Consider the following 19,711-nt stretch of genomic DNA (forward strand, 5'->3'; position numbering starts at 1 on the left):
CATGACAAAAGTAATTGTTGCCGGATTTACCGGTGCCATGGGCGACAAAGCGGTTCATTTAGTAGCAGATACCGCTGGTTTTGAGCTGACGGCGGTGTTTGCACCAAACTTGACCTCAACGAATCCAGCTGACTTCGGGTTAGCGGCCGATGTTCAGGTCTTTCAATCGCTCGCCAAAATTAACACTGATGCGGAAATTTGGATTGATTTTACGTTGCCAAGTGCCGTGTACGCAAATACAAAATTTGCGATTGAGAACGGCATCAGTCCAGTGATTGGCACGACAGGATTAACGGATAGCCAAGTGACTGAACTTCAAAAGTTAGCCGCCGGAAAGAAATTAGGTGGCATTATCGCACCAAACTTTGGCATGTCCGCAGTGCTCTTAATGAAGTTTGCAAAGGAAGCGGCGCAATACTTCCCAGATGTTGAAATCATCGAAATGCATCACGATCATAAAAAGGACGCGCCGTCCGGAACCGCACTAAGTACTGCCAAGATGATTAATGAGGTCAGAGAACCCCATCAACAAGGCAATCCAGAGGAAACCGAGACACTTGCGAACGTTCGCGGTGGCGACTATCACGGAATTCATATTCATTCCGTTCGGCTGCCAGGATACGTGGCGCACGAGCAGGTCCTCTTTGGCGGTGCGGGTGAAGCGTTGACTATCCGACAGGACTCGTTTGATAGAGGGTCGTTCATGAGTGGGGTTGAAGTTGCGTTAACTAAAGTGAAGAAAATTAACGAGTTGGTTGTCGGACTCGAAAACGTTCTATAAAAAATAAAAAGGAGTGACGTTATGCCACGTTTAGCAAGTGATTTAACAGGATTCGTTAATCAGCGATTGAATGAAGTTGGCCCATCAGGAATTCGGGCGTTTGATCAAAAAATATCTAAAATTCCAGGCATCGTCAAGTTGACGATTGGCGAGCCAGATTTGAACACCCCCGAACACGTTAAACAGGCTGCCATTCGCAGTATTGCGGAAAATGATTCCCACTACTCAGCGCAAAAGGGTACGCCGGCTTTACGGCAGGCAATTAGTCACTACCTCAAGCGGTCACAGAATTTAGACTACGATTGGGAAACGGAAATTGTTGCTACGGTGGGCGCTACTGAAGCTCTCACTGCCACAACGTTTGCTATGTTGAATCCTGGTGACAAGGTGATTGTGCCAACCCCAACGTTTGCACTCTATTTTCCAATTATTACCTTAACTGGTGCATCGGTCGTGATGGTGGATACCTCGCAGGATGATTTCATTTTGACGCCAGAACGACTCGAAGAAGTTTTGGAACGGGAGGGGGACGCGGTTAAGGCCGTGTTACTCAACTATCCAAGCAATCCAACCGGGGTCGAATACGACCACGAAACGGTGAAGGGGTTAGCCCAAGTCATCAGGGAACACCATTTGTACGCAATTTCAGATGAGATTTATAACGAATTAACCTACGATGTTGGCCACTATTCGATTGCCTGTGAGATTCCTGAACGAACTATTTTGATTAATGGCTTGTCAAAGTCACACGCCATGACGGGTTACCGCATGGGTTACATTGTGGCACCGGCAGGATTTATCGCGAATGCAACCAAGATGCACGCGTTCATGGTAACTGCTCCATCCAATCCCGCGCAGGCTGCTGCGGCCGAAGCGTTGGAAAACGGGGCAGCGGATCCAATTGCTGCCAAGGCCATTTACCAACGCAGACGGGACTTTATCAGGGATGCACTGGCAGAAATGGGAATCGAAACGGTTGCGCCAAACGGGGCTTTCTACATATTTGCGAAGATTCCAGAAAGCTATGGTCAGGACGACGTTGCCTTTGCTGAAAATTTGGCAGAACAAGCGCGAGTTGGCGGTACCCCGGGAAGTGCATTTGGTGCCGGGGGCGAAGGATACATTCGCTTTTCGTACGCTGCATCAGATGAAAAATTAAGCCTTGCAATGAGTCGAATGAAGCAATTTATTGAAACAGCCGTAACGGTTGATTAGCAAAAATTGAGGAGATGGCAACATGAGCGAAAGTTTGACGGTCGCAATATTAGGTGCAACGGGAGCCGTTGGAACCCGAATGATTGACCAATTAGAAGCGTCAGCAATTTCGGTAAAAAAGGTGAAGTTGTTGGCATCAGCACGTTCAGCCGGAGAAATCCGCCAATTTAGAGGAGAAAATGTTGTGGTCGAAGAAACCACCCCTGAGTCATTTGAGGGTGTCGACATTGTTCTTTCATCAGCGGGCGGTTCGGTATCTAAAAAGTTTCTGCCCGAGGCCGTCAAACGTGGAGCCGTTTGTGTCGACAATACCAGCGCCTTCCGAATGGATCCAGACGTTCCGCTTGTGATTCCGGAAGTCAATGAGCAGGCGATGTACAAGCATCATGGCATCATTGCCAATCCAAACTGTTCAACCATCCAAATGGTGGTGGCGCTCGCACCCATTTATCAGGCATACGGCTTAAAGCAAGTCATCGTGTCAACGTATCAAGCGGCATCCGGCGCTGGTCAATCTGCTTGGAAAGAATTAGATGCAGAAGCCCAAGCTCATTTGGACGGCGACAAGATGGACGCTCAAATTTTACCAACGAAGGGTGAAAAAAAGCACTATCCGTTGGCGTTCAACCTATTACCTCAGATTGATGTGTTCGAAGATGACGGATACACACATGAAGAGTGGAAGATGATTCACGAAACGAAGAAAATTATGCTCGACGACATGGATGCTGGGGACATTAAGGTCACCGCAACCTGTGTTCGGGTACCAGTTGCCGTGGGTCACGGCGAGTCAGTTTACTTTGAAGTGGCGGATCAATCGGCGACTGCGAAGGATATTCAGGCTAAATTAGCAGCGGCACCAGGTGTGGTGTTGCAGGATGATCCGGATCACCAAATTTACCCCCAACCCCTGTTAGCAGAGGGCAAGCGGGACACGTTTGTTGGCCGAGTTCGTCCTGATTTGGAGAATGCAGGCGCGTTCAACATGTGGGTCGTTTCGGACAATTTGCTGAAGGGTGCCGCATGGAATGCCGTTCAGATTGCGGAACGACTCGTGGCGGATGATTTAGTCCGGGTTCCAGAAAATAGTCAGCTATAGATAAAAATCCTGTGAGTTAATCACAGGATTTTTTTGCGCGCAACGGTATACTGGAAGTAGGAGGTGTCCGCATGAATTATTTGGATTTTAAAGGCGAAAAAGTAAGCGAAATTGGCCTCGGTACCTGGTACATGGGTGAGGGCGATGCGGCGCAGACGGAACAAGAAATAACCGCGTTGCGATACGGTATTGAGCACGAGATTAACTTCATCGATACGGCTGAAATGTACGGCGAAGGGAAGGCTGAATCGGTGGTTGGTCAGGCAATTCAAGGTTATGATCGCTCAAAGCTGTTCGTGACGTCAAAGTTCTATCCCTTTCACGCAACGCCAGAATTAATGCGGGCAAGTTTGGAGAAGAGTTTGCAGCGGCTTCAGACTGACTATTTGGACCTATATTTACTGCATTGGCGCGGAAATACACCGTTGATTGAAACGGTAAAGGGGATGCAAACGTTGCAGCAGGAAGGACTCATCAAGCATTGGGGAGTCTCAAATTTTGACACCGCAGATATGGAAGAGCTGTTGCGTCTTGAAAATGGGGCGGAGGTATTCGCAAATGAAGACCTCTATAATCTCCAATCGCGGGGAGTTGAATTTGACCTACTGCCTTGGCAGGCCAAACGATCGATTCCATTTATTGGGTATTCGCCATTTGGGTCAGGCAATGGCAAATCGATTGAGTCACCAGCGCTGTCGAAAATTGCTGCAGCACACGAGTCGACCGTCCAGCAAATTCTATTAGCGTGGGTGACGCGCAATCATCAGGTTTTGAGCATTCCAAAAGCCAGTCAAGCCAAGCATGTACAGTCGAATATCGCGGCACTAGAGATTAAATTGAGTGACCAAGAGTTGGCGCTTTTGAATCAAGATTTTCCCGAACCAACCAGTAAACAAAGTCTGGAAGTCATTTAAAACGAGTTCAAGGTTGGTTGAATTTTCCGATAATTATGGTAGTATTATAGGTGAATGAATTTGAACATGGCTACACAAAAAGGGAGCCCCTTGCCGGGCTCCCTTTTTGTGGCTTATTTTGCTGTCCATTTAGCAATCAAAAAACCCAGCCGTTCACTTGAGAACCGGCTGGGTTTACTTTAGGCATTTAATTATTTAGCTAAATCAGTTACTCGTGCGTAACCAACTGCATGCCACCATGGTGCACTGATGCTTTCAACAATGACGCCACGATTTTGTGAATCAATCATTTTACCATTACCAATGTACATACCGACGTGGCTGATACTACGCTTGCTGCCACCGAAGAATGCAAGATCACCTTTTTTAAGGTTTTTGCGAGAAACTTTCTTGTAGTGGTTATATTGTGATTGGGCAGTTCGAACAATGGTTTTGTTAGCGCCCTTTTTGAAAACGTATTTTGTTAAACCTGAACAGTCAAAACGTGATGGGCCGGTTGAACCCCAGCCATAAGGTTTGCCTAATTGCTTTTTAGCAACCTTGTAAATCTTTGAGTATGAAGGCTTTGTTGCTGCTGAAGCTGTTGATTGGTTATGTAAGCTAGTTGCAACGATTGAAAGACCTAGAACTGCGACCACCGTTAAGATAAATTTGATTGCTTTTGATTTCATTTAAAGTTGTACGCTCCCCTGAATGTTTTTTGTTTTTGTCTGCTTGATTCAATGTTTATAGTTTACCAACAGGACGTTACAGGAGGGTTTCAAACCATTTTCGATTAGATTAAGCTCAGAAACATAGTGTAATTTAACTTATGGAAACAATAAAAAAGACGGCTATAAACGCCGTCATAGCAAGCTATTAAGATTTAATTAAAGAATGGAAAGATAAGAAAAAAACTTACTCATTTGGAAAAATAATCATCTTTTTTTCGCCATTCTTTGCTAAATCAAGCAAAGAAATCCGCTGAAGGCGATGATTTGTCATGGCCCTGTAATAATAAATTTGAGTTTCGAGGTTCAAAACACTCTCATAATGCGTGTAATTGTGGTTACTTCTGGCAATCTTTGCTGGATCCAGTGGCAGGGCCACTTGTTCGAGGGTGTCAAACAGTTCAGTTTCAGCCTGTTCATCAGTGTCGGGCAGCTTCTGCCCCCAACGATTAATCGCCGCAGAAATGAATCGTTTAGTTGGAACGGGTCCTTTAGGGAGCGGCGTGTTTGAGGCTAAATAGGTTTGGGCGGCATGAACTGTTTCTTCATTAAAGGTCGGTTCATCAACGTTCAAAAATTGATTGAGACGGCCAATATGATTTGCTAGTTCAGGTGTATTGGTTAAAACGGCGACGGGATCATCGACTAATTTTAATTCCAAAGAGGTTGGTTCTAGCACTGCTGTTCTGCCAGATTTATCCGTTAGAATCCAGTGAAATGGGTAAACTTTATTTTCCTTGAACCAAACTTGGCCGATGAGGGCAATGTTTGGTAAATCAGCTTCAATTTCTGCAATGGAACCGTAGTTGCCCAAAAACCACAGAATTAAATCCTGCGGCGTCAAATTTTGTTTGCCTGAAACTGGTGCGTCATGATAAACGGCACGGTTCGGGAAATATAGTTCAGCACAGGCTAGTCCAGCGCTGTTAAAGCCGTCACCCATTAGGCGAAACTGGTCAAGCGTTCGCCCGCTGCCCAGAATGGCATATTTGGTATGTTTATTTGGCATGAAAATTGACCGCCACGTTTCTCCGGCCGGCAAATAGATTGGCTGCCAAGGGGTGGTTGTCGGGAAGTCCATTGTTCGCGCCAATAATTGGTGATCTGATTTGGTATGGAGAGTTAAGCTAGTACACAATTTCATCATCTCTTTAAGTCAATTTGTTTCCATTATAGGCTATCTCGATTAAAATAAATGGAATGACGGCTGTGTGTTCACGGGAAACCGTGGATAGGGTATAATGACAGTATTATGAAGTGAGAAGGAGAACGGGGCAAATGAAATCAACCTGGAATTTGATTGGGATGGGACTTTGGCTACTATTGCTGATTTACCTAATTTGGATGGTTCACAATATGCGAGTTCGGCGGCTAAAGCTAATTGTCAAAGAAAAGCGCAGTTTCTCTTGGCAAAATTTGGGAATTTCTGCAGTTGAATTGGTTGTCTTTTTGCTGGCCTTTTGGGGTATGAGTTACGCAACCTTTCTGCAAGACGTTTCCAAATTAAAGACAAATCGGGTGACGGAAGCCGTCCACTATGAGCCAATTGTTTTGAGTACGGAAACGGATCCTGCCGCCTACGTGACGGTGAAAACTGGGAACGGGCGTCATCCAATTCAGCACTATACGTACTATACCAAGGGCGAAAAGTATCAGGTATCGAGCAATGATGCCACGGTGACAATGGGTGACCATCCGATTAATTTGGTTGCCAGCACGTACAAATGGGATAAGAAGAAGGTCAAGCACATGGATACCCGCTATCAAAAGGCGTGGGTTGGTGTGGTCGAGACAACGTATAAGAAGACATTCTGGAATGGCATTGGATTGCATGCCGGTCGGTTGGCAAACCGATTTACGGTAATTAGGATTCCGGATCAGTCGTTTATGAAGTAGAGAGTGTGATATAACTCGTTTTAATTCGAGTACGGACAGGTAAACAACAAAACAACAAAATACTCAAAGCCTTCGTCTTTTGGTCATTTCGCCATGGAACGTGGTGCGACCACCTTGAGCCAAAGGACGGTCTCAAGGATGCCCGTTTGAGCAGCCAATAAATTGGCTCGCTCAATTTCACCACTGATGGCAATGACCTTTATGACTAACATTCACTGTCAAATTGACATGGTAATTGATTTTTCATACAAATAGAAAGACGGCAATTCTCCCCAGATTTTACCTGGTTGAGAATTGTCGCCTTTTTGATTTCTATTTCAATTCGTAATCATTTGGATCCGCCTGCGCTGGGCCATAACTATCCATATCAGCGTCACGGTAGTCCCACCATTCATTGATGTACCCGACAAAGCCAGCCTCCGTCATTGCCGTATTTAAAATTTGATAGTTCTTTTCCTGTTCCGGGGTACGGGATTCTGTTCGTTTGGCTTTACCCGAAAAGTCGTCAAAGGCGGTTTGCATTTCCATTTCGTTACCAGCCATATCGGTGAGCGTCAAATCAAATGTGACCCCTTTTTGGTGGGAGTAGTTTGGGTCTGGTGTGGCAACCCACATGGGATCAGGGTAGACCTCGAATAAGTGGCGTTGCGCTTCAATTGGTCGAAAAGCGTCCCATATTTTCAAACGGTAGCCTTGCTTTTTTAACGCTTCGCTGGCCTCACCTAATTTTTTGACGGTTCCGGTTCGTGAAATTGCGGTCTTAAAATCGTATATAACTTCATGGGTGAAATTATTTGACGTTGCGTAGCGCAAATCGACGATAATGTCGGGATCAACACTTAAAACGTTCATGAACTCATTTTTCTTAACCATTTGTAGGCCTCCAGAAATACAATATAGGCCAAGTATATCGATAAGTAGGGGCGTAAGCAATTAATGAGATTGAAATGTGAATTATTTCGCATATTAAGCATAAAGTTATAAAAAGTCTAAGAAATTTCATATAAACTTAATGAATTATTTGTACAATGAAATCGGTTACAAATCTAGTACAATATGATCAAAGGAGATGAAAATTATGCAAGCATCAAATAAGCCTAAGCGTCGTTTTAAAATGCCTTCCGCGTTCACGATCTTATTTTTCATTATTATCTTGGTAGCAGTTCTGACTTGGATTATTCCAGCCGGTAGCTACTCAACCGATAAGGCGGGGAACATCATTGCCCATACCTACAAATCGGTTACCAGTGATCCTCAAGGAATTTGGGACGTTTTCATGGCACCAGTATTTGGGATGGTTGGTAATGACAAGACTGAGGGGGCAATTTCGGTTTCACTCTTCATCCTTGTAATCGGTGGGTTCCTGGGAGTTGTTAACAAAACCCGGGCACTCGATGACGGAATTAGTTCCATAGTTAGCCGGTATAAGGGCAAAGAAAAAGCACTTATTCCACTTTTAATGATTTTATTCGCTATCGGTGGGTCAACTTACGGGATGGCTGAAGAAACCATCGCCTTTTACCCACTTTTGATTCCAGTTATGATGGGTGTGGGATTTGACTCGCTGGTTGCGGTTGCAATCGTGCTGGTTGGTTCTCAGGTTGGGTGTCTTGCATCAACCGTTAACCCGTTTGCCACGGGGGTTGCATCTCAAACCTTGAATATTTCTCCGGGTGATGGTCTATTCTCAAGACTGTTACTCCTGATTATATTAGTCGTTGTTAGTATTTGGTACGTTTATCACTATGCTTCGGTGATTGAAAAAGATCCGACGAAATCACTTGTTTATAATCAACGTCAAGAAGATAACAAACGATTCTCAATCGAAGAAAGAACAGACAGTAATGAAAAAATGAGTGGTCGTCAACGTGCTGTTATCTGGCTGTTTGCACTCACATTTGTCATTATGATTGTTGGGCTTATTCCTTGGGACTCAATTAACGAAAACTTCACATTCTTCAATTCATTTACCAAATGGTTCACCGCAATTCCATTCTTAGGAAACTTAGTTGGTAGTGACATGGCACCATTTGGAACATGGTACTTCAGTGAGATTACCATGCTGTTCCTCTTAATGTCAGTGATTATCATGTTCGTATTCCGTATGAAAGAAAAAGACTTCATGGATGCCTTCATGAAGGGAATGGCTGAATTCCTCAGCGTTGCCATTATCGTGGCCGTTGCCCGTGGAATTCAAGTTGTGATGAACGATGGGATGATTACGGATACGGTTCTTCATTGGGGCGAAGTTGGTCTTAAGAGCCTATCACAAAGTGTCTTCATCATCATTACGTACATTTTCTACATTCCAATGTCATTCCTAATTCCATCAACTTCCGGACTTGCAGCCGCAACGATGGGAATTATTGGACCAATGGGTAAGTTTGCTGGTGTTGATAGTAGCCTTGTTGTGACGGCTTACCAAGCTGCATCTGGCTGGGTTAACTTGATTACACCAACTTCAGGTGTTGTGATGGGGGCCCTTGCAATTGCCCACGTTAACATCAACATTTGGTGGAAGTGGATGTTCAAATTAATGATTTATATCTTCCTAATTACCGCTGTATTCCTTGGAGTTGCAGCAATTCTATAATAAATAAGGGGGTCAAAACATGACAAAATTAGTCACTGAAAAGCAACAAAATCAAGCTGTCGAGGCTTTAAAACGGATGGTAAGTCATCCATCTTATTCACAAGATAAAACAATGAATGCCCCATTTGGTAAACCCATTCGGGACGCGCTCGATGAAATTCTCTCAATTTGTGACGAGCTCGGATTCACCACTTACGTTGATCCAGAGGGCTACTACGGCTATGCCGAAGTAGGTTCTGGCGATAAAATATTTGGAATCATCGGTCATACCGACGTTGTGCCAGCAGGCGACCCCGCCGACTGGGAAACGGATCCATTTACCGGAGTGGTCAAGGATGGTGTCATTCATGGTCGGGGAACCCAAGATGATAAGGGACCGACAATTGCCGCAATTTACGCCGTGAAGGCCTTGATGGACCAAGGATACGAATTCAATCAACGAATTCGATTTATCTTCGGAACTGATGAGGAAACCCTTTGGCGAGGAATCGCTGTTTACAATAAAAAGGAAGAGCCAATCACGAGCGGAATTGCGCCAGACGCTGAGTTCCCACTAATTTACGCAGAAAAAGGATTACAACAATCCTACCTAGTGGGGCCGGGTTCTGATCAACTCGAACTCCATTTGGACAACGCCTTCAATGCGGTTCCGGCCAAAGCAGCCTACAGCGGACCAAAACTGGAAGAGGTTAAAAAGGCTTTAGGAGAGCTTGGATTCTCATACAATTCCGACGATCAGCATCTCGTTGTGACTGGTAAATCAGTCCACGCAATGCTGGCACCACAGGGAACCAACGCCGTGCTCCGTTTGGCAATGGCCCTGGATAAGGTGTTCGATGGAATCCCCGCACTCGACTTTATTGGCAAATGTTTCAAGGAAGATGCAACGGGGGCTAACGTTCTCGGCGACGTTTCCGATGAGGCATCAGGTCATTTGACGTTTAACATTTCATCATTGGATATCACGCCAAAGGAAACCCGCATGCAAATCGATATGCGAATTCCTGTGACGGTTGACCATGATCAGTTAATTCAGAATTTAACTGATAAAGTTGCAGAATATCAGCTTAAATACGAGCACTTCGACTATTTGGCACCACTTTACGTGCCGAAAGACGGCGAACTCGTGAAAACGCTGATGGCCGTTTACCAGGAGCAAACCGGCGACATGAAGTCGGAGCCTCAGATATCCGGTGGCGCAACCTATGCTCGAACAATGAACCAGTGTGTGGCATTCGGGGCCATGCTGCCAGGCACGCCCGACTACATGCACCAGGTCAACGAGCAATGGGAATTAGACTCGATGTTTAAGGCGATGGAAATTTACGCACAGGCAGTTTACAAGCTCTGTGTCGACTAGATAAACGAAGAGGTGATAGCGGAATGCTGTCACCTTTTTTGGTATAATGAGCTCAAATAAAAGGTTGGGAGAATAGGGATGAAACTTAATTTATCAGTTGAAATAACGGACGACGTTTTAATGATTCGGTCAGATGATTTTGATTATCAAATTGAAGTGCACGATACCAACAAAATTGGGAAAAAGGCGCAAGGCGTTAATTTGTTATGGCAGGAACGCCATTTGGTTGGGATTACCGCTGCCGAAACGCCCAAACTAGATGTTTCATTTGACCAAATCATGACGATCATCGGAGATTGGGACTTTGAGCCAGACTACCTTGCGTTAAAACTTGCAGAAGTCGCCCAAGAAGCCGGAAATGACCTTGTTGTCGAAACGCAAAAAGCAAAAAAGCTGCCAGCGAGCCAAAGCGCCATTATGGCGAAGATAACGGATCAACTGCAATTTATCCTAAGTCAGTTCGGCTATTCAGTTGCAAAAAAAGCTGTTCCAGCCAAAAAGAAACCAGCAAAGGCGCAGCATCGCTGGAATAAGGCAGTTAGTGACATTGATTTCTTCGTAGATTATGCAGGCAGTCAGGCAACGACTCGCTGGATTAAACGGAATGAAATGCTGATTAAAAAGGGCGCCAAGATGGCGCCGGATGCGCCTTTGAATAAGGATGGCTCGCTCGGGTTTTCGGCGCGATTTGCACAAAAGTTGCGGGATGAACATGCCAATCAATTTGAGGATTTTACCACGACTGAGGATATTATTTTGAAAAGCGTCAATGAAGTTGGGCTCTTTCTGTACTTTGCGGGCGCCAACGGGTGGCTCATTTTGAAAGATTCGAACGGAAAAACGATTGATGAGTATACGGTTGTAAACTAAAAAAATTGCGAGGCCAGTTGGCTTCGCAATTTTTTATGGTTTAACATATCGGTATCCTTGATCCTGCAGCTGCAACAAATCATAAACGCCAACTGGCACAACCGTGACCGATTTTGGTAACTGGTCTGGGTTGATTGCGTGGCTCTTTAGCGAGTTATTGCAGGCTCTGAAGTTGACGTTACTTAGTGATACAATTTCATCAATGTAGCTAGGCATCAGGTAGCCCATGATGGCGTCACCATTAACTAGGACCTTAATTTGAATCTCGAGTTTTTGTTCAGTTGCATAGGTTAATAGATTATGAATGTTCGATAGGGTGTGCTCCCAATGTGCCAATTCATCGATGTGAAAGACAATTTTATTCATGCGCATAAACCCCAATATCTGCTACGATGACTTTGCCGGTATATGGCTGGCTTTGTGGCTTCGTGAAGCCGAGCTTGTTTGCGGCCATCGTGACGGTTTCGGTTGCCTGGATAGCGGTGCCCTTAACTTCGCCCGAATCAGCGTCGATTCCGGATGGAACATCGATTGCCATTATGTTAGCGGGTGCGGCATTCATTTGAGTGATGACATCCGCAAAATGGCCCTCAACTGGACGAGCCAAACCAACGCCAAAAATAGCATCAACCAACGTTGTATAGACGCTAAAATCAGATATGGAAGTTAAAAATGGAATTTGATAGTACGCGCAAATTTTTTGTTGACGCTTAGTTTCATCGGTCGCATTAGCTGGTTTTCCTAATTGAAGAACGGCAACATCAATGCCCTTAACTTTAAGCAAACGGGCAACCGCCAAGCCGTCGCCACCGTTGTTACCGGTGGCTGCGACGACAAGAACCTTTGTTAAATCGTAATGGTCAAATAGTGCATCGGCGACCGCTAAAGCTGCTCGTTCCATTAAAACAGCGGATGGGATGCCAATCTGGTTCATGGTAAACGCGTCTGCCGCCTGAGCCTGTTTGATTGAAAAAATTGGATTCGTCAAATTAACGCCTCCATTGAAATTAGTTTTCGTGACTTGTTTTTATTTTATGATCCGATCCGTTGCTGTCGTTATCAACGACAGCTTGCGAAATCTTTTGAATATTATCGGCAAGTTCCTGAATATCGAGGTCCATGCCCTTTACATCAGGAAGAAAGCTTCGCCACCAGTTTTGGAAACGACCTAAACCATGTTCAAGCAATTTTTTTCCGGCTTCAGTCAATGTCAGCAATTTGTTACGTTTGTCTTCTGGTGAGTTCGTTTTTTCAATGAAGTTAAGGGTGACGAGGTGCTTCACCATTCGAGTCATGAGGCCTTCATCAACTGCCAAAGTTTGCGCGGCTTGGCGTTGATTAACACCATCAGTTTCCATGATAAGGACCATTAGGTATATCTCGGTAATATTGACTGGTAACTTATCTTCAACGAGTAGCTGATTCATATCCCTTTGAAGTTGGCGGTGCAAAATGGCAACGTAGGTTGAAAGTGATAGATATTTATCTTGAGCGTCCACGGCGAAACTCCTTTCATGTGGTTATTTGATTTTGAATCAGGTACAATAGCCTCTGGATGAGTTTTTATTTAAAATACTTCATCAATTCTATTTTACCGCAAATTTATGCAAGTTACAGCGGTAAATTTTAAGGAGAATCAGCAATGGAAATTGATGTGCCAGTTACGATGGAAGAAGTCGACTATAAGGTCGAACAATTGAACAAAGCCGGACAGATTGCTAATGAAAGTTCAGTAATTATGGATACCGTGGCTAAATCTCTGGATGCCTATTTGGAAACTGCCGAGGATGGTCATTATGATTCTGCTAAATTAGAGGATGATAAGCTGAATGTATACGATATTACTGGCGATTTTTTGAAAGAGGTTAAGCCACAGGGAGCTAGTTTTGTCGACGACTTCAAGGCTAGTCCGGACTTTGTCTTTACCTATTTAGAAGATCAAGCCGGAAAAATTGCTCGCGGACAATAAAAAAGGGTTGCATGAATATTTATTTACCTTTATTATTAAGTATGTAAGGCGCTCTTAGTGTAATGGATAGCACATGAGATTTCGGTCCTCATGATCCGAGTTCGACTCTCGGGGAGCGCATAAAACCTTTCTTAAACGCTGATGTAATGGCGTTTTTTATTTTGCCTACAGCATTTTTACAGCAAATGTATTTAAAACCGACAAATTCGGATAGTTTTTGAGCAGTATCTTGCTTCATTTTTTCATCTAAATGAATGTAATGGGTAAGCAAAACGCCAATGTCAGAATTGCCAAGTTGTAACTCGATTACTTTTAATGGCACGCCAGCTTCACTCAGTACGGTGGCCACAGAATGCTTAAGCCATGAGGCGTAATTGGCTTTAGGTTAAACTTATAAGTGATGTAAAAATGGCCTCTAAATGTGGGATGAAAGCTACAAAGTAAAACTTTTGATCAAGTCTTCAATAATTGAAGTATATACATCGCCCTAGCAGAAGTGCTGGGGTTTTGTTATGCTTTTATTAATGGAATGTTTGGGGGATATCAATTGACAGAAAAATCAAAAAAAATAACGATCTTTTTAGGGCTTGCGATCGTAGCTATTGCTACCCCGTTTTTGGTACGACTAGGAATAATAACGATTTTTTTAAATGTTCCTGGAGGCACGGATGACGGATGGTTAGGATTCTGGGGCGGTTACCTCGGAGCAATTATAGGGATAGTTGGTGTGTATTTACAAATAAGAATCCAGATAAGAGTTGATAAGAAAAAATCACAAGAGTCTAAGCGCCCTAAAATTAGGGTCGTAGTCGGTTCAATTGCATTGAACGAAGTTTTGCCTAGAGTCATTCAGGAGTATCCAAATGAAACAACGGAAAAACGGAATCAAAGATACAAAGCGTTCACTTCAATGCAGAGAGTTGATGAGGATAGAATACCCGGTATAAGCTTGTATAACATATCAAAAAATAATTTTTATGATGTTATAGTTCGAATAACTTATTCTCCATTTGATTCTTTGAGGCCAGGGGGCAAGCTCGTCCTTAGACCTGCAGATTTATTTATAATACCGCAAATGACTGATGACGCAAAAGGCGCGACAATTTTTTACATCACGTGGTTGTTTAGTTCGTATTTTGATAATACGGCAAAAAAAGAAGAAACTGTAAAAAAAGTTCAAAGAATTGAACTTTGGGGCATCACTGAGGTGAATGAGATTGTAAAACTTGAGTTTACGGGTATACAAGTTTACAATTTCATGCCAAAACTCCTACCTGAAAGTGAAGAAATCAAGAAAGAATATGCGGATTTTATGAGCCAAGATATCTTTCCGTTAATCAAAGTTGATAAGAGTTATGGAGAAGCAGAGGAGAAACAAAAGCAAGCTGAATTTACGAAAAAAATAAAAGCTGATATGAAAAAAAGGGAAAAGGAAAAAACGACTGTATAATAACAAGGAGACTTGCATATGGTAAAGCTACACTAAGAAAACAAAATTCAGTTACTAAAAAACCATATTCGGATAAACGATGGTGGGGTGAACTGGATAGTCCCCTTACAGTTGATAAAGGTCATCGCACGCCTAAGAAAATCAAAGAAGATGAAGCATTTATGGAACAGATTAAGAATATGCCTGCCTCGATGTTTAGAAAACAGCCCGAGAGTGCGAAATAAATAGACAAAAATTGAATGGAACACCCGTCAAATGAATACTGGTTTTAGGTGGTAAATTATCATAAAAAAAATAGTCCAGCTATAAGTTGAACTATTACTTGCCCTCATCAAATTATTCTTACAGCAAACGACTTTAAATTGTGTTCAATTAGAACCTTAATCAGAATGAAAATTGCTGATAAATCATTGCAACTCAGCCTATACTATTCCCGTAGACCAGCCTTGAGTCCTCGGAGAACGCATCATTTCAAAAGCTTTGGTACGGAAATGTTTATAAGCTTGAGCGGCTTTTTAGCTGCTCGGGCTTTTTTTATGAATTTCTTGTAACCAGTTGGCAATTTGCTGCATGGTTTCTTCGTTGTCAGGCGAATTGGTAACTGAAAGAACAAAGTCGCCAGCTTGATTAACAATTTTGTTGTTAATCAGTTGGTAGCCATTTTGATTAACAAAATAAAGACTCGCCATCAAAGCGGTTCGTTTGTTACCATCCACGAAAACATGCTTTTTGGTAATTTTTTGCAGGATAAAAGCAGCTTTTAACCAAATCGTCGGGTACAATTCGTGACCGAATACGATCTGAGCCGGTTGCTCAATAACAACATGTAAACTTTCAACAGATTGAACACCATGATTGGTCCCGCCAACTTGAAGTACAACCTGCTTATTTATCTCAATAAGTTGCTGGACTGTTAAGTATTTAAGCTTCATAATTATCGGTCCTTTAAATATTCAAGAACTGGTTTAAATTGATCAATAAATTCAGTAATGCTTGTAGCTTCTTCTTGATTTAATTGGTCAATTCGTTTAAAAATTAAATCTCCGTGTTCATTGACTGATGGCTTAAATTGAACATCAGTGGGCACATTTAATTCACTTGGAACAGTGATGACAGTAGATTTAGCAACTTTACGAGTTTTAACAGTTTTTGGCATGAGTATCATTCCTTCCATTAGCAATAAGTTAACACATGATTTTGGCATATGCAAGACGTATGTCAAGCTGCATTACAAAATATAATTGGATTTATCGTACAAAACGCAACTAATTCTGCTTACTTGATTCTTTATCGCTCGGGGTTCACTTGTAGAGGCTTTTTTTATACGGTAGATGATATACTATTTATGTGTTCTAATGAATGGATTAGATCAACTACTTATAGGATGGGGTTTCAAAAATGAAAAAGTTTAGATTTATAGTTTTAATTTTTGCAGCAATTATTGGATTCACATTATTTTCAAGTTCGACTCAATCGGTATCAGCCAAAAGTCATTACAAAACGACACCGGTCTCATTGAGAGGCAAGTGGACTACACATAGAGATTATGATGGTAATTCTCAATACTTAAGGATTACAAAATATAAATTTTACGTTGCCAATTACCGTTACGGAAGAAAGCAATCTGGTGCCTGGGGAGTGTCAGGAAAAAAGTTTCTTAGTGGAACTACAAAACCAGCCTTATATGTTAGCAAACATAAAGGTTCTAAAGGCTATTGGGCAATTGGTGGAGCAGGTTCAGATGAAATATGGCATTTAAAGGCAGTAAGAAAAAAACATAATGGTCACAAAGTAAAGGTACTTAAGAGTTACAGTTATGACTTTGATTATCAAGGAAATGTAGTAGGTTATTACTACAGAAAATAGATCAATAACGACCCATCCAAATGAGGCGGACCGTTATTGCATAGAGGAAAAGAAAAAAATAATCATAATATGGTTTAATGAACATTCTTGTTTGCCTAATACCAAGAGAAATTAAACTTGGACATGATAATAAATATATTTACCTTGGAGAAATTATGAAGTGCTTCATAATTGTTAGACAAATAAATCTAACGATTGTGAGGCATTTTTGCTTGATATTGAGCTGGTATTTATTATCTAATTTCATTTTATTACCAGCTTTCATTAATGAGATGCGACTATTGTAGTATGGGCTTATAGATACGGCAGATTAACATCTAGTCTGGGTGCGGACAAAAATAACGGTTCTCAATGAGTTCATTTACAATTTGATAGCCAAAACAACCTTAAAAATATTATTAAACGGATTTATTTTGATGGTGAAAAAGTATTGGAACAGGCTAGTTCATTAGTACCGAATGAATGTATATTTGAAAAGGTTTAATTTGATTGTAGCTGTCACCATGCTTCTGTTTGGCATTTCGAATATCGATATCATTTTGTAAATTTAAAAAAAGCGGTCTGAAATTCCGGAAAAACGTTCAAGACGAACGGATGTATCAACGGTTACTTGGCGCCGATCGTGTAAGATGTCCTGAATTCTAGAAGTAGGAAGGCTAATCTGTTTCGTAAGAGCGTAAGCCGATAATTTCATGGGCAGCATAAATTCTTCTTTTGAGAATAACTTTTTAGTGAAGTACTTTTAATGATTTCTTATCCAGCTGATTTATTTTATTTAGTTATAAGCTACAATGAGAGATATTGGAGGGTAATATAATGAAGAAAATAACATTGTTGGTTTTATCTATGATTTTGACGCTCAGTTTAGTAGCAGTACCGGTACAAGCTAAAGCGTACAAGGCTACACCGAAAAGCACTAGGGGCACATGGTATTCTTTAACCGGTAAGTATCAAGGACAAAAAGCAGGTGAGGTCATAAAAATATCGACTCATAAGTTGAGCTGGCATCCCGTACCTACTGGAACAGCTCCTAAAGCCATTAATAGAATTCACTATACTAAAGCCAAAAATTGGAACCGTCAGAAAATAACGGACAAATCGTTTGATAAAGGCTATTACTTTTACTTCAGACATGCTGCGTTGAAGGTGAATGGCAAGAAGCGGTCTGTTTTGCTTTGGAATGTTTCGAAGGCAAAAATCAAATCTGCATACGTAAGTATCAAATCCAAACAAATTATTTCTACTAAGTATCAACTGGTTAAAGTTAATTCTAACGGATCCTACCATTACTAAGATGATTAATCAGTCAAAAGAAGTGGCTGGGACAAAACTGACCTCTGAATAAAAAAGTAGTTGGAAAAACTTATTCACTAAGTTTTTCCAACTACTTTTTTGACTCCGCTGACGACTTGAAAGGATGATTTTCATCATCTTCTTTAAGTTTCCGGCCATTAAAATGATCCCCAATTCATTTTTGGCTTTTTCTAACCCTCTGACTGATAAGCGTTTGAACGCCAAATTAGCCTTCAAGTTACCAAAAACTGGCTCAACTTCAATTTTACGCTTTGCGTAAATTGAAGCACCTGTCTTACTTGAAAGCTTAACTCTAATTAATCTTTTTTCCATTTCCCAATGCGGATTTATTTGGATTGACCGTTGGTTACCCCTTTCCGCAATCGAATAGTGATAACCTTCGGGATCCTCGTATTGATTGGCTTCATATTTTCGAATGGTCCGCTGAAACCCATACTTATCAGTCCTGTTATAGACTTGTTTAAAGGAGAATTGAATATGATGCTGATCAGTGAAACTGTCAGTTGCGTTATCATAGGCCCAATTCATAACCTTATTGGCATCATTTTTATACTTCTTGGATTGTTCTTTTAAATACATTGTATAGGGAATAAGTGGCGTCGCTTTAAAATCCTTTAAAACAAAGTCATAATTTGGTTCACTACCATAACCTGCATCCGCTACTACGTAACGGAACGTGGCCTTTCTTTGTTGGACTTGATTCAAAAATGGGACTAGCGTTCTTTGGTCAGCTGGCCGTTGATTCAAATCATAAAATAGGACAAATTGATTTTGAGTACCAATCTGTAAGTTATATCCTGGTTTTAATTGACCATTTTGCATTGGATCTTCCTTCATTCGCATAAAGGTTGCATCATGATCAGTCTTAGAAAAACTGTTTCGGTTTCCCAGAATTTCAAGATAATCTTCATATTTTTGCTTCCGAGGCTTTAAATCCGAAGTAATAATATGCTTAAAATGTTTTAGTTTTCTTCGTCGTTGCTTTGATGGCGAGCCACCTTTAATGACTTTTTCTGCACTAATTTTCTGATCGAGGTCATCAATATCATGTTCTAATTCACGTTCTGCATGATCTAACTTCGCCAAAGTTCCTTCGGCATCAGTTGCTAGATTAACCTTTTCTTGAATCATGTCATCAAATAAGGCGCTAGCTTTTTCCTCTAACTTGGCATCATTTCGTTCGACGCTTTTTCGCCAAACAAAGGAGTATTTATTGGCATCTGCGACAATCTTTGTGCCATCAATAAATAACGATTCGTCATCTACTAAACCATATGCACTTAATTGTTCATGAAATTGAAGAAACATTTTTTTGATAATCCCTTTTGCTACTTGTGAAATTCGAAAGCGATTAATGCTCCGATAACTTGGGACTTCGTCCGGATTACCAATTAACCACTTCATTGGTAGGTTTTCCTCTGCCATTTCTTGGATAGCACGGCCAGAAAACGTATGACGCATGTAAGCAAATAATAGGAGTTTCATCATCATCGCTGGCGAATATTTTGGTCGCCCAAACTTGTCAGCATCCGGATACAGAATTTCAGTGGGAATACTATCTACAAAATCACTAATTGAAACGACAATATGATTGGGATTAATTTTAAATTCAATTGGAAATGTTAATATGGTTTGGTTATTGTTACAATGTTTATACACGGTGGGCACCAACTT

The 19,711-nt window shown here is 41.8% G+C and carries 21 protein-coding genes, 1 tRNA gene and 1 pseudogene; 13 read left to right on the forward strand and 10 right to left on the reverse strand.

Going from position 1 to position 19,711, the window contains the following annotated elements; genetic code table 11:
- Window position 1 precedes the first annotated feature (1 nt).
- The 4 genes from dapB to FGL90_RS05395 all read left to right on the forward strand — a co-directional run bounded on the left by dapB (window position 2) and on the right by FGL90_RS05395 (window position 4,009).
- Window positions 2-781, forward strand: a complete 780-nt coding sequence (gene dapB / locus FGL90_RS05380; protein ID WP_147657220.1) for a 4-hydroxy-tetrahydrodipicolinate reductase — start codon at window positions 2-4, stop codon at window positions 779-781.
- A 21-nt stretch (window positions 782-802) separates the two neighbouring features.
- The gene (locus FGL90_RS05385; RefSeq protein ID WP_010620400.1) at window positions 803-1,996 is read left to right on the forward strand and encodes an aminotransferase class I/II-fold pyridoxal phosphate-dependent enzyme; all 1,194 of its coding nucleotides are present in this window, start codon (window positions 803-805) and stop codon (window positions 1,994-1,996) included.
- Between the two features lie 22 nt (window positions 1,997-2,018).
- The gene (locus FGL90_RS05390) at window positions 2,019-3,095 is read left to right on the forward strand and encodes an aspartate-semialdehyde dehydrogenase (RefSeq protein ID WP_010620399.1); all 1,077 of its coding nucleotides are present in this window, start codon (window positions 2,019-2,021) and stop codon (window positions 3,093-3,095) included.
- Window positions 3,096-3,166: 71 nt separating this feature from the next.
- Window positions 3,167-4,009 carry an aldo/keto reductase gene (locus tag FGL90_RS05395; RefSeq protein ID WP_147657222.1) on the forward strand — a complete coding sequence of 281 codons (843 nt, stop codon included), beginning with the start codon at window positions 3,167-3,169 and terminating at the stop codon, window positions 4,007-4,009.
- 191 nt (window positions 4,010-4,200) lie between these two features.
- Here FGL90_RS05395 and FGL90_RS05400 read toward each other — a convergent pair whose 3' ends face one another.
- Together FGL90_RS05400 and FGL90_RS05405 are read right to left on the reverse strand one after the other, a co-directional pair.
- Entirely contained in the window at window positions 4,201-4,680 is a 480-nt protein-coding gene (locus FGL90_RS05400) for a C40 family peptidase (RefSeq protein WP_010620397.1), read from the reverse strand.
- 226 nt (window positions 4,681-4,906) lie between these two features.
- Entirely contained in the window at window positions 4,907-5,857 is a 951-nt protein-coding gene (locus FGL90_RS05405; RefSeq protein ID WP_147657224.1) for a linear amide C-N hydrolase, read from the reverse strand.
- Between the two features lie 140 nt (window positions 5,858-5,997).
- Between FGL90_RS05405 and FGL90_RS05410 the strand changes: the two genes are divergently transcribed.
- Window positions 5,998-6,615, forward strand: coding sequence for an LVIS_2131 family protein (locus tag FGL90_RS05410; protein WP_010620395.1), 618 nt, complete (start codon window positions 5,998-6,000; stop codon window positions 6,613-6,615).
- 312 nt (window positions 6,616-6,927) lie between these two features.
- Here the strand turns inward: FGL90_RS05410 and FGL90_RS05415 are convergent, their stop codons facing one another.
- Window positions 6,928-7,488 (reverse strand): M15 family metallopeptidase, encoded by a 561-nt coding sequence (locus FGL90_RS05415; RefSeq protein WP_147657226.1) that lies wholly within the window; start codon window positions 7,486-7,488, stop codon window positions 6,928-6,930.
- A 205-nt stretch (window positions 7,489-7,693) separates the two neighbouring features.
- Here FGL90_RS05415 and FGL90_RS05420 point away from each other — a divergent pair, with 205 nt between their 5' ends.
- The 3 genes from FGL90_RS05420 (at window position 7,694) to FGL90_RS05430 (ending at window position 11,438) form a co-directional block, all read left to right on the forward strand.
- On the forward strand, window positions 7,694-9,208 hold the full coding sequence (locus tag FGL90_RS05420) for a YfcC family protein (RefSeq protein ID WP_404814653.1): 1,515 nt from the start codon (window positions 7,694-7,696) through the stop codon (window positions 9,206-9,208).
- A gap of 19 nt (window positions 9,209-9,227) precedes the next feature.
- Window positions 9,228-10,568 carry a dipeptidase gene (locus FGL90_RS05425; RefSeq protein WP_010620392.1) on the forward strand — a complete coding sequence of 447 codons (1,341 nt, stop codon included), beginning with the start codon at window positions 9,228-9,230 and terminating at the stop codon, window positions 10,566-10,568.
- A gap of 78 nt (window positions 10,569-10,646) precedes the next feature.
- Window positions 10,647-11,438: a hypothetical protein gene (locus FGL90_RS05430; RefSeq protein WP_147657229.1), complete on the forward strand. Its 792-nt coding sequence runs from the start codon at window positions 10,647-10,649 to the stop codon at window positions 11,436-11,438.
- Between the two features lie 33 nt (window positions 11,439-11,471).
- On the opposite strand, the gene FGL90_RS05435 is transcribed toward FGL90_RS05430, so the two are convergent.
- Genes FGL90_RS05435 through FGL90_RS05445 form a run of 3 tightly spaced genes read right to left on the reverse strand, consistent with a single transcriptional unit; the run spans window position 11,472 to window position 12,937 of the window.
- Window positions 11,472-11,804 carry a DsrE family protein gene (locus tag FGL90_RS05435; RefSeq protein ID WP_010620390.1) on the reverse strand — a complete coding sequence of 111 codons (333 nt, stop codon included), beginning with the start codon at window positions 11,802-11,804 and terminating at the stop codon, window positions 11,472-11,474.
- Window positions 11,797-12,426 carry an NAD(P)H-hydrate epimerase gene (locus tag FGL90_RS05440; RefSeq protein WP_010620389.1) on the reverse strand — a complete coding sequence of 210 codons (630 nt, stop codon included), beginning with the start codon at window positions 12,424-12,426 and terminating at the stop codon, window positions 11,797-11,799. The genes FGL90_RS05435 and FGL90_RS05440 overlap by 8 nt, the downstream gene beginning before the upstream one ends.
- Window positions 12,427-12,445: 19 nt before the next feature.
- Window positions 12,446-12,937, reverse strand: a complete 492-nt coding sequence (locus FGL90_RS05445; protein WP_010620388.1) for a MarR family winged helix-turn-helix transcriptional regulator — start codon at window positions 12,935-12,937, stop codon at window positions 12,446-12,448.
- Between the two features lie 143 nt (window positions 12,938-13,080).
- Between FGL90_RS05445 and FGL90_RS05450 the strand changes: the two genes are divergently transcribed.
- The 3 genes from FGL90_RS05450 to FGL90_RS05460 all read left to right on the forward strand — a co-directional run bounded on the left by FGL90_RS05450 (window position 13,081) and on the right by FGL90_RS05460 (window position 14,857).
- The gene (locus FGL90_RS05450) at window positions 13,081-13,407 is read left to right on the forward strand and encodes a hypothetical protein (protein ID WP_010620387.1); all 327 of its coding nucleotides are present in this window, start codon (window positions 13,081-13,083) and stop codon (window positions 13,405-13,407) included.
- A 48-nt stretch (window positions 13,408-13,455) separates the two neighbouring features.
- Window positions 13,456-13,527 (forward strand) — tRNA-Arg (locus FGL90_RS05455).
- A 427-nt stretch (window positions 13,528-13,954) separates the two neighbouring features.
- Window positions 13,955-14,857, forward strand: coding sequence for a hypothetical protein (locus FGL90_RS05460; RefSeq protein ID WP_147657231.1), 903 nt, complete (start codon window positions 13,955-13,957; stop codon window positions 14,855-14,857).
- Between the two features lie 515 nt (window positions 14,858-15,372).
- On the opposite strand, the gene FGL90_RS05465 is transcribed toward FGL90_RS05460, so the two are convergent.
- Window positions 15,373-15,789, reverse strand: coding sequence for a type II toxin-antitoxin system death-on-curing family toxin (locus FGL90_RS05465; protein ID WP_010620383.1), 417 nt, complete (start codon window positions 15,787-15,789; stop codon window positions 15,373-15,375).
- A gap of 2 nt (window positions 15,790-15,791) precedes the next feature.
- Window positions 15,792-16,013, reverse strand: coding sequence for a hypothetical protein (locus tag FGL90_RS05470; RefSeq protein WP_010620382.1), 222 nt, complete (start codon window positions 16,011-16,013; stop codon window positions 15,792-15,794).
- 242 nt (window positions 16,014-16,255) lie between these two features.
- On the opposite strand from FGL90_RS05470, the gene FGL90_RS05475 reads away from it, so the two are divergent.
- Window positions 16,256-16,723, forward strand: coding sequence for a hypothetical protein (locus FGL90_RS05475; protein ID WP_147657233.1), 468 nt, complete (start codon window positions 16,256-16,258; stop codon window positions 16,721-16,723).
- Between the two features lie 440 nt (window positions 16,724-17,163).
- On the opposite strand, the pseudogene FGL90_RS05480 reads toward FGL90_RS05475, so the two are convergent.
- A pseudogene (locus FGL90_RS05480) lies at window positions 17,164-17,426 on the reverse strand (HigA family addiction module antitoxin).
- Window positions 17,427-17,539: 113 nt separating this feature from the next.
- Here FGL90_RS05480 and FGL90_RS05485 point away from each other — a divergent pair.
- Complete coding sequence (locus FGL90_RS05485; protein ID WP_010620380.1) at window positions 17,540-18,016, forward strand: hypothetical protein; 477 nt, start codon at window positions 17,540-17,542, stop codon at window positions 18,014-18,016.
- A gap of 9 nt (window positions 18,017-18,025) precedes the next feature.
- On the opposite strand, the gene FGL90_RS05490 is transcribed toward FGL90_RS05485, so the two are convergent.
- Window positions 18,026-19,696, reverse strand: coding sequence for an IS1182 family transposase (locus FGL90_RS05490; RefSeq protein ID WP_187240402.1), 1,671 nt, complete (start codon window positions 19,694-19,696; stop codon window positions 18,026-18,028).
- Window positions 19,697-19,711: the final 15 nt, after the last annotated feature.

The sequence above is a fragment of the Secundilactobacillus malefermentans genome (assembly GCF_008033155.1).
GTDB classification, from domain to species: domain Bacteria; phylum Bacillota; class Bacilli; order Lactobacillales; family Lactobacillaceae; genus Secundilactobacillus; species Secundilactobacillus malefermentans.

Bases quoted from the DNA above. Each gene is read 5' to 3' on its own strand.
- FGL90_RS05485 (WP_010620380.1), top strand. From the start codon at position 17,540: ATGAAGAAAATAACATTGTTGGTTTTATCTATGATTTTGACGCTCAGT.
- FGL90_RS05400 (WP_010620397.1), bottom strand. From the start codon at position 4,680: ATGAAATCAAAAGCAATCAAATTTATCTTAACGGTGGTCGCAGTTCTA.
- dapB (WP_147657220.1), top strand. From the start codon at position 2: ATGACAAAAGTAATTGTTGCCGGATTTACCGGTGCCATGGGCGACAAA.
- FGL90_RS05390 (WP_010620399.1), top strand. From the start codon at position 2,019: ATGAGCGAAAGTTTGACGGTCGCAATATTAGGTGCAACGGGAGCCGTT.
- FGL90_RS05410 (WP_010620395.1), top strand. From the start codon at position 5,998: ATGAAATCAACCTGGAATTTGATTGGGATGGGACTTTGGCTACTATTG.
- FGL90_RS05470 (WP_010620382.1), bottom strand. From the start codon at position 16,013: ATGCCAAAAACTGTTAAAACTCGTAAAGTTGCTAAATCTACTGTCATC.
- FGL90_RS05385 (WP_010620400.1), top strand. From the start codon at position 803: ATGCCACGTTTAGCAAGTGATTTAACAGGATTCGTTAATCAGCGATTG.
- FGL90_RS05395 (WP_147657222.1), top strand. From the start codon at position 3,167: ATGAATTATTTGGATTTTAAAGGCGAAAAAGTAAGCGAAATTGGCCTC.
- FGL90_RS05450 (WP_010620387.1), top strand. From the start codon at position 13,081: ATGGAAATTGATGTGCCAGTTACGATGGAAGAAGTCGACTATAAGGTC.
- FGL90_RS05430 (WP_147657229.1), top strand. From the start codon at position 10,647: ATGAAACTTAATTTATCAGTTGAAATAACGGACGACGTTTTAATGATT.
- FGL90_RS05475 (WP_147657233.1), top strand. From the start codon at position 16,256: ATGAAAAAGTTTAGATTTATAGTTTTAATTTTTGCAGCAATTATTGGA.
- FGL90_RS05415 (WP_147657226.1), bottom strand. From the start codon at position 7,488: ATGGTTAAGAAAAATGAGTTCATGAACGTTTTAAGTGTTGATCCCGAC.
- FGL90_RS05420 (WP_404814653.1), top strand. From the start codon at position 7,694: ATGCAAGCATCAAATAAGCCTAAGCGTCGTTTTAAAATGCCTTCCGCG.
- FGL90_RS05425 (WP_010620392.1), top strand. From the start codon at position 9,228: ATGACAAAATTAGTCACTGAAAAGCAACAAAATCAAGCTGTCGAGGCT.
- FGL90_RS05435 (WP_010620390.1), bottom strand. From the start codon at position 11,804: ATGAATAAAATTGTCTTTCACATCGATGAATTGGCACATTGGGAGCAC.
- FGL90_RS05465 (WP_010620383.1), bottom strand. From the start codon at position 15,789: ATGAAGCTTAAATACTTAACAGTCCAGCAACTTATTGAGATAAATAAG.